This is a genomic window from Bacteroides sp. AM37-9 (genome assembly GCF_003603455.1).
In the GTDB taxonomy this organism is placed as follows: domain Bacteria; phylum Bacteroidota; class Bacteroidia; order Bacteroidales; family Bacteroidaceae; genus Bacteroides; species Bacteroides xylanisolvens.
This window is the reverse complement of sequence record NZ_QTNF01000001.1, coordinates 172,844-185,163: the sequence shown is the minus strand read 5'-3', so window position 1 is coordinate 185,163 and position 12,320 is coordinate 172,844. Positions and strand designations below refer to the sequence as shown.

General features: G+C 41.6%; 12 protein-coding genes. 9 read left to right on the top strand and 3 right to left on the bottom strand.

What is annotated here, in order from left to right:
- Nucleotides 1-85 precede the first annotated feature (85 nt).
- Together DW862_RS00650 and DW862_RS00645 are read left to right on the top strand one after the other, a co-directional pair.
- Nucleotides 86-1,681, top strand: a complete 1,596-nt coding sequence (locus tag DW862_RS00650) for a DUF6377 domain-containing protein (RefSeq protein WP_004305037.1) — start codon at nt 86-88, stop codon at nt 1,679-1,681.
- A 161-nt stretch (nt 1,682-1,842) separates the two neighbouring features.
- Entirely contained in the window at nt 1,843-3,243 is a 1,401-nt protein-coding gene (locus DW862_RS00645) for an alkaline phosphatase (protein WP_004299760.1), read from the top strand.
- Nucleotides 3,244-3,313: 70 nt separating this feature from the next.
- Here the strand turns inward: DW862_RS00645 and efp are convergent, their stop codons facing one another.
- A complete protein-coding gene (gene efp / locus DW862_RS00640; protein WP_087317008.1) occupies nt 3,314-3,880 on the bottom strand; it encodes an elongation factor P in 567 nt (188 codons plus the stop codon).
- A 192-nt stretch (nt 3,881-4,072) separates the two neighbouring features.
- Between efp and rpmH the strand changes: the two genes are divergently transcribed.
- The 7 genes from rpmH (at nt 4,073) to DW862_RS00600 (ending at nt 9,585) form a co-directional block, all read left to right on the top strand.
- Complete coding sequence (rpmH, locus tag DW862_RS00635) at nt 4,073-4,231, top strand: 50S ribosomal protein L34 (RefSeq protein WP_004299762.1); 159 nt, start codon at nt 4,073-4,075, stop codon at nt 4,229-4,231.
- A gap of 371 nt (nt 4,232-4,602) precedes the next feature.
- On the top strand, nt 4,603-5,253 hold the full coding sequence (locus DW862_RS00625) for a PASTA domain-containing protein (protein ID WP_008016764.1): 651 nt from the start codon (nt 4,603-4,605) through the stop codon (nt 5,251-5,253).
- A gap of 26 nt (nt 5,254-5,279) precedes the next feature.
- The gene (locus tag DW862_RS00620; RefSeq protein WP_004312991.1) at nt 5,280-6,353 is read left to right on the top strand and encodes an RluA family pseudouridine synthase; all 1,074 of its coding nucleotides are present in this window, start codon (nt 5,280-5,282) and stop codon (nt 6,351-6,353) included.
- The gene (locus DW862_RS00615; RefSeq protein WP_120067093.1) at nt 6,350-7,324 is read left to right on the top strand and encodes a D-alanine--D-alanine ligase; all 975 of its coding nucleotides are present in this window, start codon (nt 6,350-6,352) and stop codon (nt 7,322-7,324) included. The genes DW862_RS00620 and DW862_RS00615 overlap by 4 nt, the downstream gene beginning before the upstream one ends.
- Before the next feature lie 7 nt (nt 7,325-7,331).
- Nucleotides 7,332-8,480 (top strand): 1-acyl-sn-glycerol-3-phosphate acyltransferase, encoded by a 1,149-nt coding sequence (locus DW862_RS00610; RefSeq protein WP_120067092.1) that lies wholly within the window; start codon nt 7,332-7,334, stop codon nt 8,478-8,480.
- The gene (locus DW862_RS00605) at nt 8,477-9,178 is read left to right on the top strand and encodes a NigD-like protein (RefSeq protein WP_004312994.1); all 702 of its coding nucleotides are present in this window, start codon (nt 8,477-8,479) and stop codon (nt 9,176-9,178) included. Before DW862_RS00610 ends, DW862_RS00605 begins: the two co-directional genes overlap by 4 nt.
- Nucleotides 9,179-9,192: 14 nt before the next feature.
- Nucleotides 9,193-9,585, top strand: coding sequence for a rhodanese-like domain-containing protein (locus tag DW862_RS00600; RefSeq protein ID WP_074707149.1), 393 nt, complete (start codon nt 9,193-9,195; stop codon nt 9,583-9,585).
- 170 nt (nt 9,586-9,755) lie between these two features.
- Here the strand turns inward: DW862_RS00600 and DW862_RS00595 are convergent, their stop codons facing one another.
- Both DW862_RS00595 and DW862_RS00590 read right to left on the bottom strand, forming a co-directional pair.
- A complete protein-coding gene (locus DW862_RS00595) occupies nt 9,756-10,712 on the bottom strand; it encodes an acetylornithine carbamoyltransferase (protein ID WP_004312996.1) in 957 nt (318 codons plus the stop codon).
- A 79-nt stretch (nt 10,713-10,791) separates the two neighbouring features.
- Nucleotides 10,792-12,048 carry a glutamate-5-semialdehyde dehydrogenase gene (locus DW862_RS00590; RefSeq protein ID WP_004312997.1) on the bottom strand — a complete coding sequence of 419 codons (1,257 nt, stop codon included), beginning with the start codon at nt 12,046-12,048 and terminating at the stop codon, nt 10,792-10,794.
- Between the last annotated feature and the right edge of the window lie 272 nt (nt 12,049-12,320).

Below are 12,320 nucleotides of genomic sequence, written 5' to 3'. Positions count from 1 at the left end.
AGTGAAAATGAAAATAGTTATACCCATATTTTTCGTTTTCATTACTATATTTCTTATATTTGTAACATCTTTAAAAAGGAATCTTATGAAAAATCTAACCCTTTATATGCTATTTCTTCTTTTGCTCTTTCCTTTTTCGTTGTGTGCAATGCATACGGATAATGCGGCTGCTCTTAAAAAGCTGGATGAAGTTATAAGCAAGAAAGAGACTTTCCAGATTCGGAAAGAGAAAGAGATTAATAACTTGAAATTAGAACTTGCCCATTCTACTGATCCTGTTCGAAAATATGAATTATATGCCTCTCTTTTTGGTGCTTATTTGCATTATCAGGCAGACTCGTCCTTATATTATATTAACCGTGAGATGGAAATCCTTCCATTGTTGAACCGCCCGGAATTGGAGTATGAGATCATCATTAATCGTGCTACGGTAATGGGAGTAATGGGAATGTATATAGAAGCCATTGAACAGTTGGAGAGGATTGATCCTAAAAAATTGAATGAGTGGACTCGGTTATCTTATTATCAGACGTATCGTGCCTGCTACGGGTGGTTAGCAGATTATACGACCAATAAGAATGAAAAAGAAAAGTATTTGAAGAAAACCGATTTATATAGAGATTCCATTATTGCTGCGATGCCTCCAGAGGCAAACAAAACGATTGTTTTAGCCGAAAAATGCATAATGAACGGGAAAGCCGATGTCGCTGTGGATATGCTGAACAATGCTTTGAAAGAAATTCAGGATGAACGTCAGAAAGTATATATTTATTATACTCTTTCCGAAGCTTATAGTATGAAGAAAGATATCGAAAAAGAAGTTTACTATCTGATTCTGACTGCCATTGCGGATCTGGAAACTCCGGTGAGGGAGTATGCTTCATTGCAGAAACTCGCGCATCTGATGTATGAATCAGGAGATATTGACCGTGCCTACAAATACTTGAGTTGCTCGATGGAAGATGCTGTGGCGTGTAATGCCCGTTTGCGGTTTATTGAGGTGACGGAGTTTTTTCCGATTATCGACAAGGCGTATAAATTAAAAGAAGAAAAAGAACGTGCCGTTTCCCGCGCTATGTTGATTAGTGTCAGTTTGTTGTCTTTGTTTCTTCTGATTGCTATTTTCTATCTATATCGTTGGATGAAGAAGTTGTCTGTTATGCGGCGGAATCTTAGTCTGGCTAACAAACAAATGTCTGCGGTCAACGCGGAACTGGAGCAAACCGGAAAAATAAAAGAAGTCTATATCGCCCGCTATCTGGACAGATGTGTCAACTATCTCGACAAACTGGAAACTTATCGTCGTTCATTGGCAAAATTGGCAATGGCATCGCGTATCGAAGATTTGTTTAAAGCTATCAAGTCCGAACAGTTTATCCGGGATGAGCGGGATGAATTCTATAATGAGTTCGACAGGTCTTTTCTGAAACTTTTCCCGAACTTTATTTCAGCTTTCAATAATTTGCTGGTAGAAGAAGGAAGAGTGTATCCTAAATCCGATGAACTTCTGACAACAGAACTTCGTATCTTTGCCCTTATCCGTCTGGGAGTAGTAGACAGTAACAAGATTGCTCATTTTCTCGGTTATTCTTTGGCAACTATCTATAATTATCGTAGCCGGATGCGTAATAAAGCTGCCGGAGATAAAGATATGTTCGAGCAGAATGTAATGAACCTATAATGTTATTCACAGATAGCAATATGTTATTACTTCGTAATATACGAGCCAATAATGCTTGTGTATAAAGCAAATATCTACTTTTAGTGTTCAATAATCCACTGTGCATCTCTCTTTTTTTTCTACCTTTGTAGACAACTAATCTAAAATAAATATACTAGAAAATGAAAAAGTTAGTCTACACACTGTTCTTTGTCCTTATCTCCGTTGTAGCCAACGGGCAGGCAAAGTACGTATTCTATTTCATCGGAGATGGAATGGGAGTCAATCAAGTAAATGGTACGGAGATGTATCAGGCGGAAATTCAAAATGGTCGTATTGGAGTCGAGCCTTTGTTATTTACTCAATTTCCGGTTGCTACCGTAGCAACCACTTTCTCTGCTAAAAATTCAGTAACAGACTCTGCAGCTGCAGGTACTGCATTGGCAACAGGAAAGAAAACTTATAATGGCGCTATTTCTGTAGGAGAAGATAAAAATGCTATTCAGACTGTCGCAGAAAAAGCAAAGAAAGCAGGAAAAAAGGTGGGCGTAACGACTTCTGTCAGTGTGGATCATGCTACTCCTGCCGCATTTTATGCACATCAACCCGATCGTAATATGAATTATGAAATTGCTCTTGATTTGCCGAAAGCCAATTTCGATTTTTATGCAGGCGGTGGTTTCTTGAAACCTACCACCACTTATGACAAGAAAGAAGCTCCGAGCATTTTCCCTATTTTTGAAGAGGCAGGATATACAGTAGCACGTGGTTACAATGACTATAAGGCAAAAGCTGCAAAAGCAGAAAAGATGATCTTGATTCAGGAAGAGGGAGCCAATCCTTCTTGTCTGCCTTATGCTATTGACCGCAAAGAGAATGATTTGACATTAGCACAAATTACGGAAAGTGCTATTGACTTTCTTACTAAAGGCAATAATAAAGGCTTTTTCCTGATGGTAGAAGGAGGTAAAATAGACTGGGCATGCCACGCTAATGACGCCGCTACTGTGTTCAACGAAGTGAAAGACATGGATAATGCCATCAAAGTAGCTTATGAATTCTATAAGAAACATCCGAAAGAAACGCTGATTGTGATTACCGCAGACCATGAAACAGGTGGTATCGTGCTCGGTACGGGAAAATATGCGTTGAACCTGAAAGCATTGCAATATCAGAAACATTCTGCTGACGGACTTTCACAACGTATCAGTGAATTGAGAAAATCAAAAGGCAATAAAGTCACTTGGGAGGACATGAAAACATTCCTCGGCGAAGAAATGGGCTTCTGGAAACAATTCCCTCTTTCTTGGGAACAGGAAAAGACGTTGCGTGATGAATTTGAGAAATCATTCGTGAAGAATAAAGTCGTATTTGCTGAAAGTATGTACTCTAAGAGCGAACCGATGGCTGCACGTGCAAAGGAAGTGATGGATGAAATCGCTATGATAGGTTGGGTAAGTGGCGGGCACTCTGCCGGTTATGTTCCTGTATTTGCTATTGGTGCAGGTTCTCAACTGTTTGGTGAGAAGATTGACAATACAGAAATTCCTAAAAGAATTGCGAAAGCTGCAGGATATAAATAATAGAACTGTATGAATATAAAAATAGCCGGAAGTCCTTGGACTCCCGGCTATTTTTATATGTTTTTGCAAATTATGCTTTCACACGTCCTACGTAAGAACCGTCACGAGTATCGATTTCGATTGTTTCACCCTCGCTGATGAACAAAGGAACACGTACTGTTGCACCTGATTCCACAGTTGCAGGTTTCAGTGTGTTAGTAGCTGTATCACCTTTCACGCCCGGTTCTGTATAAGTCACCTTCATCTGAACCTTGATCGGCATATCTGCATAAAGAACAGTTTCAGTAGAAGCGTCAGAAACAACTTCCAATACTGCACCTTCGAGCAGGAAGTCAACCCCGTTAATCAAATCGTGAGCGATAGGGTGTTGGTCGAATGTTTCCTGGTTCATGAAGATATAATCTTCTCCTTCTTTATACAAAAATTGGTACGGACGACGTTCTACGCGTACATCTTCCAACTTTTCACCGATGTTGAAACGGCGTTCAAGAACGTAACCGCTGACTACATCTTTCAGTTTAGTACGCATGAAAGTATTACCTTTACCTGGTTTTACATGCAGGAATTCGATACAGAAATAGAGCTTTCCGTCCATACGGATACAAGTTCCGTTTTTGATGTCTTGAGCATTAATCATACTGCTATTTTTCTTAATATATTATTGTTATTTAATTGTTTTCGCAGGAATTCGACTGCAAAAGTAATCTAAATCGGTAAAAAACACAAAAACTTTTGAGCAAAAATGAGTTATCTCTTGGTTAATTTAAAAAAAGTGCCTATTTTTGCAGCCCGATTACGTAGAATAATAACATAAAAACAAGATACAGTAATGAAAAGAACATTTCAACCCTCTAACAGAAAGAGAAAGAACAAACACGGTTTCCGTGAGAGAATGGCATCGGCTAATGGTCGTAGAGTATTAGCTGCTCGTCGTGCAAAAGGCAGAAAGAAACTGACTGTTTCTGATGAGTACAACGGACAAAAGTGATAATCACTTGTCATCAGGAAACAAAAAAGGCGGGGAATTTAATCTTCGCCTTTTTTGTTTCCTGATTTTCAGGAGAATAGTATGTTAAAAAGCGCTATTGTTTGCTCTTGTTTATGACTTTTTGCTTTTCTTTGTGGAATAGAACAAGACTCATAAACAAACATACGTAATAGAAGAGCGGATTCGGGGGATTTGAAAACCCGCATAAATATAATAAGGTTGTTGAAATCTATAGGAGTGGGGATTATAGTTGCAGCAATTCTGGCGATGATAAGCGTTCTTGCATAATAGATGAGGACATTTTTCATCGCCTACTTTTTAAAAGTTCAACTATTTTGTCGTATCTTTGGCGCATATTAACAGCAATGCGTATGACTATTAAAGAATTCTTTTCTTTTAAAACAAATAAATTCTTCTGGGTGAATATGATCGCCATGATTGTTGTGGTGGTAGTGATGATATTCGGTGTATTGAAATGGCTTGATATACATACTCATCATGGTGAAACTGTTGCCGTTCCCGATGTGAAAGGGATGACGGTGGACGAAGCAGCGAAAATGTTCCGGAATCACGGTTTGGTATATGTGATTTCCGATACCAAATATGTAAAGGATAAAGCAGCAGGTATCATTCTCGAACTGAAGCCGGGAGCCGGCGAGAAAGTGAAAGAAGGACGCACAGTATATCTGACTGTCAATACGTTGGATGTCCCTTTGCGTGCTATTCCCGATGTGGCGGACAACAGCTCGCTCCGCCAGGCGCAGGCTAAATTGCTGAATGCCGGTTTCAAACTGAATCAGGTTCAATTGGTAAATGGTGAGAAAGACTGGGTATACGGCGTGAAGTACCAGGGACGTCAGTTGGCTGCGGGTGAGAAAATTCCTGTGGGATCTTCGTTAACATTGATGGTCGGAAACGGCTCCGGTGATACGTCGGAAGAAGATTCAGCCGATGTTTCCGTAGATACGGACCAGCCGGTTACGTCAGAATCGTCATCTACTCAAGATGATAGTTGGTTTTAATAGATAAATAACAGAAACGGACTCGCATGATAGAGGAAGAACTTCCGGATGAACTGGAGAATGATTTGGACGATATAGAACCTGTCGGTGACGAATCCCAGCTTTACGAACACTTCCGCGTGGTTGTAGATAAGGGACAGGCGATGGTCAGAGTCGACAAATATCTGTTCGAACGTATTGTCAATGCTTCGCGCAACCGTATTCAGAAGGCTGCCGAAGGCGGATTCGTTATGGCCAATGGCAAGCCGGTGAAGAGTAGCTACAAAGTGAAACCGCTGGATGTCATAACGGTGATGATGGATCGCCCCCGTTATGAAAACGAAATTATTCCTGAAGATATTCCCCTTACTATTGTTTATGAAGATCCATACGTAATGGTGGTGAATAAACCGGCAGGGTTGGTAGTGCATCCGGGACACGGAAACTATCACGGCACGCTTGTCAATGCGCTCGCCTGGCACATGAAGGATATACCGGATTACGATGCCAATGACCCGCACGTGGGACTTGTTCATCGCATCGACAAAGATACTTCGGGCTTGCTGGTGATTGCCAAGACACCGGATGCCAAAACAAATCTGGGACTCCAATTTTTTAATAAGACTACCAAACGCAGATATCGTGCTCTGGTGTGGGGCGTTGTGGAACAGGATGAAGGAACGATTGTCGGTAATATCGCCCGCAATCCGAAAGACCGGATGCAGATGGCGGTGATGTCCGACCCGACAGTGGGCAAACATGCCGTTACGCACTACCGTGTATTGGAAAGACTGGGATACGTAACCCTTGTGGAATGTATACTTGAAACAGGACGTACCCATCAGATTCGTGTCCACATGAAGCATATCGGCCATGTATTGTTCAATGACGAACGCTATGGCGGGCATGAGATACTGAAAGGAACTCATTTTAGTAAATACAAACAGTTTGTAAATAATTGCTTTGACACTTGTCCCCGACAGGCTTTGCATGCTATGACGTTGGGGTTTGTGCATCCCGTCACAGGTGAGGAGATGTACTTTACTTCCGAACTTCCGGATGACATGACCCGGCTTATCGAGAAGTGGAGAGGCTATATAAGTAATAGAGAATTAGAATGAAACGCAACATCGCTATCGTAGCAGGAGGGGATACCTCTGAAATCGTAGTTTCCCTGCGTAGTGCACAGGGCATTTATTCCTTTATTGATAAGGAAAAGTATAATTTGTATATCGTGGAGATGGAAGGCCGTCGCTGGGAAGTACAATTGCCGGACGGAAATAAAGTGCCGGTAGATAGAAATGACTTTAGTTTTACGAACGGAACGGAAAAGGTTGTGTTCGACTTTGCTTATATTACCATCCATGGTACGCCCGGTGAGGATGGTCGCCTGCAAGGCTATTTTGATATGATGCGTATACCGTATTCCTGTTGTGGAGTATTGGCAGCTGCCATTACATACGACAAGTTTACCTGCAATCAATATCTGAAAGCTTTTGGAGTGCGCATTGCCGAATCATTGTTGCTGCGCCAGGGACAATCGATTTCTGACGAGGAAGTAGTGGAAAAGATCGGTCTGCCTTGTTTTATCAAGCCTAGTCTGGGAGGTTCGAGCTTCGGAGTTACGAAAGTAAAAACAAAAGAACAAATACAGCCGGCCATTGTTAAAGCTTTCGGAGAGGCGCAAGAAGTACTTGTAGAAGCGTTTATGGATGGAACGGAACTGACTTGCGGCTGCTATAAGACCAAAGAGAAGACAGTAATCTTACCGCCTACGGAAGTGGTGACGCACAATGAGTTCTTTGATTATGATGCTAAATATAATGGACAGGTAGATGAAATCACTCCTGCGCGTATCTCGGACGAACTGACCAAGCGTGTGCAGATGTTGACTTCGGCTATCTATGATATATTAGGTTGCTCCGGCATTATCCGTGTAGATTATATTGTGACTGCCGGTGAAAAACTGAATCTTCTCGAAGTAAACACTACTCCGGGAATGACTACTACCAGCTTTATTCCCCAGCAGGTGCGTGCAGCCGGACTGGATATAAAGGATGTGATGACCGATATTATTGAAAACAAATTTTAATCACGTGATGGATCTGACAGAGTTTAATGAAATTCGTCCTTACAATGATGAGGAACTTCCTCAAATCTTTGAGGAACTGATTGCCGATCCGGCTTTTCAGAAAGCTGCTACCGGGGCTATACCGAACGTTCCATTTGAACTTCTGGCGCAGAAAATGCGTGCCTGTAAGACTAAACTTGATTTTCAGGAGGCATTTTGCTATGGTATTTTGTGGAAGATAGCGGCAGATCATACCGCCGGGCTGACACTGGATCATACCGCCATACCGGATAAAAGTAAAGCTTATACGTATATATCGAATCATAGAGACATTATTCTCGATTCGGGCTTTCTCTCTATTTTGTTGATTGACCAGGGGATGGATACGGTAGAAATAGCGATTGGAGATAATTTGCTGATTTATCCCTGGATTAAGAAACTGGTACGTGTCAATAAATCATTCATTGTACAGCGGGCATTGACAATGCGGCAGATGTTGGAATCTTCAGCACGTATGTCCCGTTATATGCATTACACCATTTCGGAGAAAAAACAGTCTATTTGGATTGCGCAGCGTGAAGGACGTGCAAAAGATTCGAATGACCGTACACAAGACAGTGTGTTGAAAATGCTGGCAATGGGTGGTGAAGGTGATTTGATAGACCGTTTGATGGAAATGAATATTGCTCCGCTTGCTATTTCATACGAATATGACCCGTGTGATTTTCTGAAAGCGCAGGAGTTTCAGTTGAAGAGAGACATCGAAGGGTATAAGAAGACGACGCAGGACGATTTGATTAATATGCAAACCGGTCTTTTCGGATATAAAGGCAGGGTACATTTTCAGGTTGCCCCTTGTCTAAATGATGGTCTGAAAGAGTTGGACCGTTCGTTGCCGAAACCGGATTTGTTTGCCCGTATCTCTGCCTGTATTGACCGCCGCATTCATCGTAATTACCGGATATATCCGGGAAATTATGTGGCGTACGATTGGCTGAATGGCACGACGGAATTCGGGTCCAATTACACGGAAGAAGAGAAACAACAGTTTATGAACTATATTGAACAACAATTGGCAAAGATCAAGATTCCGAATAAGGATGAAGACTTTTTGCGTGAGAAGTTGTTATTAATGTATTCCAATCCGTTAGTTAATTATTTAGCAGCTTGCCGATGAAAAGAAGAAAATTACATGTTATTTGGTTGTGGGGATTGCTTTTCCTGATGACTGCCTGTGGAGATGATGATTATTATTATCCTTCGGTGAAACTGGAATTTGTGACTGTAGAGGCCGGGGAAGACGGTCGTATACAAACGCTTATTCCTGATAAGGGAGAGGCTTTGCCTGTGGCGGAAGATCGTACGGGTTCTACTATTGCCGCAAATACCTCCAGACGTGTAATGAGTAACTATGAAGTGCTTCCGGATGGAAGTGCGGCTACTATATATTCTTTGCAATCGCTCATTGTGCCGGTGCCTAAGCCGGAAGATGATCCGGTGTATAAAGACGGTATAAAGCAAGATCCGGTAGAGGTGGTCAGTATCTGGCTGGGGCGGGATTATCTGAATATGATTCTGAATCTAAAAGTCAGTACAGGCAAAGGACATACTTTCGGCATAGTGGAAGATGTGTCTGAACTTAAAACAAATGGTATTGTGAATATGTTATTATACCATGATGCGAACAGTGATGAAGAATACTATAATCGGCGTGCTTACATTTCTGTTCCTTTGGCGCAATATATTGATGAGGAGCATCCTGGTCGGACCATAAATATTAAGTTTAAATATTGTACGTACGATAAGGATGGATCTGCAGTAGTATCTGAAAAGTATTGTGATCCCGGGTTTGACTATACTCCTGGGCAGAATTGAATAATAGAGTATATATGTTTAAATTGAATCAATTAGTCGTGGGGATATTTTTATTTCTCTCTTCCCTTTTCTCTTGTCAGCAGAAAGGAGATTTTCAATCCATGAATGTAGAGGAGTTTGATTCTCTTATTCAGAATGAGGATATACAACGTCTGGATGTCCGCACACTTGCGGAATATTCGGAGGGGCACATCACGAAGACAATCAACATCAATGTGATGGATGATTCTTTTGCTTCAATGGCTGATTCATTATTACAGAAGGATAAACCGGTGGCTGTGTATTGTCGTAGTGGTAATCGGAGCAAGAAGGCTGCGGCAATTTTGAGTGAGAAGGGCTATAAGGTCTTTGAGCTTGATAAAGGATTTAATTCCTGGCAGGAGGCTGGCAAAGAAATAGAGAAATAAGGTAAAGAGCGGGGTAAGTAATAGCCCGCTTTTATTTTAAATACAATAAGAACAAAAGAACATCTCAATTTTCAAATCCTGTTTTTATATTTATAAGTAGGATTTTAAGGAGATGTTCTTTTGTTCTTATGCGTTGATGGAAGAGGCTTTTCGGCCTCTTTATTTTTCGGTTATTTCAGTCCTTCCAATAGTCTCTTCAGAACGACAGTTGCCGAGATTTCACGATTAGCAGCTTCCGGAATAACGATTGATTGCGGGCTTTCGATCACATCGTCTGTCACAATCATATTTCTGCGAACCGGAAGACAATGCATGAAATAAGCGTTGTTGGTAACTGCCATTTGACGGTCGCTGACTGTCCAATCACGATCTTTACTTAATATCTGTCCGTAATTGTCGCCGGAATAAGCTGCCCAGTTCTTGGCATATATAAAGTCGGCTCCTTCGAAAGCCTTCATCTGGTCGTATTCTACTTTTGCGTTGCCTACAAATTGCGGGGCGAGTTCATAACCTTCGGGGTGGGTGATGACAAATTCGTAATCCGTTGCGTTCATCCATTCGGCAAAAGAATTGGGAACAGCTTGTGGCAATGGACGTGGATGTGGAGCCCAGGTCATGACCACTTTAGGACGTGCTGTTTTCTTGTATTCTTCAATGGTAATCAAGTCGGCAAAGCTCTGCAATGGGTGGCGTGTTGCCGCTTCCATCGAAAAGACGGGACGTCCGGAGTATTGGATAAATTGATTGATAATCGTTTCCTGATAGTCAAAGTCGCGGTTTTCGAAACGGGCGAAAGAGCGTACTCCGATGAGATCACAATAACAGCCCATCACCGGAATGGCTTCTAAGATATGTTCCGGTTTATCGCCATCCATAATTACGCCACGTTCGGTTTCCAGTTTCCATGCACCTTGATTGATATCTAGTACCATTACATTCATTCCCAAGTTGATTGCAGCTTTCTGTGTGCTAAGGCGGGTGCGCAGACTGGAGTTGAAGAAGATCATCATCAAAGTCTTGTTTCGTCCCAGTTCTACATATTTGAAACGATCTTTTTTAATTTCGAATGCTTCTGCAAGGGCTGATTTTAAATCGCCGATGTCCTGTACGCAAGTAAATTTATTCATATCATTTATCTTTTAATTCTTAATTTTCAATTAGTTTCGTTCAATACCTTGTTTGATTTTTAACGATAAAGGTATCGTCTCAATTTCTTCTCGTTTGCCCGTCTCCTTCGATGACCCATTTGTAAGAGGTGATCTCTTCCAGTCCCATCGGACCGCGCGCATGTAGTTTTTGCGTACTGATTCCGATTTCTGCTCCTAATCCGAATTGCGCTCCGTCAGTGAAGGCAGTAGATACATTGGTATATACGCAAGCTGCATCCACAATCTTTGTGAATAAGGCTGCACGTTCCTTGTTTTCGGTAACAATACACTCGCTATGTTTGGAGCTGTTTTCCTGAATATGTCCTAAGGCATCTTCGAAGCTTTTTACGGTCTTGACAGCCATTTTATAATCCAGAAACTCTGTGCCGAAACTTTCTGCTTTGGCGTGTTCCAGAAGTTCGGTAGGATAGCTGCCTTCTAATGCTTGATAAGCCTGTGCGTCAGCATAGATAATGACATGGCTGTCTTTTAGTTTCTCGCAAAGCATAGGGAGATCGGTCAGTCTCTTCTCATGTATAATGGCGCAGTCCAGCGCATTACATACGCTAACCCTGCGTGTCTTCGCATTATGAATAATAGCTGCCCCCTTGTTTACATCTCCAAATTCATCAAAGTAAGTGTGACAGATACCTGCCCCTGTTTCAATAACGGGAATTTTTGCATTCTCGCGTACGAAATGGATCAGGCTGCTGCTGCCTCTGGGGATAATCAGATCTACGTAACCCACTGCATTCAGCAATGCTGCCGTAGCTTCTCTGTCGGCCGGAAGTAGTTCTACAATGTGCGGATTGATATTGAATTTCCTCAATACTTCATGAATCACACTGATGATAGCCCGGTTGGAACAATCGGCATCACTTCCTCCTTTCAATATGCAGGCATTTCCACTCTTTAGACAAAGGGAGAAAACATCAAAACTGACATTCGGACGGGCTTCATAAATGATTCCTATCACTCCGAAAGGAACGCTGACTTTTGTCAATCTCATCCCATTGGGGCGAACACTTTCTTTCAACACTTTACCCAAAGGAGAGGGGAGTGTAGCTACATTGCGTGTGTCGGCAGCAATGCCTTTTAAACGTTCTTCCGTCAATTTTAACCGGTCGTACTTCGGATCATTTTTGTCCATCCGTGCGAGGTCTTTTTCATTCTCTGCAAGAATGAAAGGTGTTTCTGCAATTGCTGCGTCAGCTACTGCATTTAAAATCTGATTGATGATGTCATCATTCAGCAAGGCTAATTCCCGACTTGCCACCTGTACGGCAGCAAAGGTTTCGTTTAAATTTGTAGTCATTTGCTCCTTTTTTGCATTAAATGGAAAGATAAACTATGCAAATATAGTGAATGATGTGAATAAAACTTGTTGAAAGCAGAAATAAATGTTGCTTTTGTGGTGGTATATCAGCAATATACGGGCGTCTCAATGCAGATGTTTTATCTACAATACATTATACAACCGAAAATAAACGCTTTCCTTCAATCAAGATGCTAATATTCTCCTGAATAATAGCTTCAATTTCTTATCACTGCTTCGGGTTGACTTGCAATATTACTAACCCTATCTAC

Excerpts from the sequence above, each read along its gene's own strand:
- DW862_RS00650 (WP_004305037.1), top strand. The coding sequence starts at position 86 with ATGAAAAATCTAACCCTTTATATGCTATTTCTTCTTTTGCTCTTTCCT.
- DW862_RS00645 (WP_004299760.1), top strand. The coding sequence starts at position 1,843 with ATGAAAAAGTTAGTCTACACACTGTTCTTTGTCCTTATCTCCGTTGTA.
- efp (WP_087317008.1), bottom strand. The coding sequence starts at position 3,880 with ATGATTAATGCTCAAGACATCAAAAACGGAACTTGTATCCGTATGGAC.
- rpmH (WP_004299762.1), top strand. The coding sequence starts at position 4,073 with ATGAAAAGAACATTTCAACCCTCTAACAGAAAGAGAAAGAACAAACAC.
- DW862_RS00625 (WP_008016764.1), top strand. The coding sequence starts at position 4,603 with ATGACTATTAAAGAATTCTTTTCTTTTAAAACAAATAAATTCTTCTGG.
- DW862_RS00620 (WP_004312991.1), top strand. The coding sequence starts at position 5,280 with ATGATAGAGGAAGAACTTCCGGATGAACTGGAGAATGATTTGGACGAT.
- DW862_RS00615 (WP_120067093.1), top strand. The coding sequence starts at position 6,350 with ATGAAACGCAACATCGCTATCGTAGCAGGAGGGGATACCTCTGAAATC.
- DW862_RS00610 (WP_120067092.1), top strand. The coding sequence starts at position 7,332 with ATGGATCTGACAGAGTTTAATGAAATTCGTCCTTACAATGATGAGGAA.
- DW862_RS00605 (WP_004312994.1), top strand. The coding sequence starts at position 8,477 with ATGAAAAGAAGAAAATTACATGTTATTTGGTTGTGGGGATTGCTTTTC.
- DW862_RS00600 (WP_074707149.1), top strand. The coding sequence starts at position 9,193 with ATGTTTAAATTGAATCAATTAGTCGTGGGGATATTTTTATTTCTCTCT.
- DW862_RS00595 (WP_004312996.1), bottom strand. The coding sequence starts at position 10,712 with ATGAATAAATTTACTTGCGTACAGGACATCGGCGATTTAAAATCAGCC.
- DW862_RS00590 (WP_004312997.1), bottom strand. The coding sequence starts at position 12,048 with ATGACTACAAATTTAAACGAAACCTTTGCTGCCGTACAGGTGGCAAGT.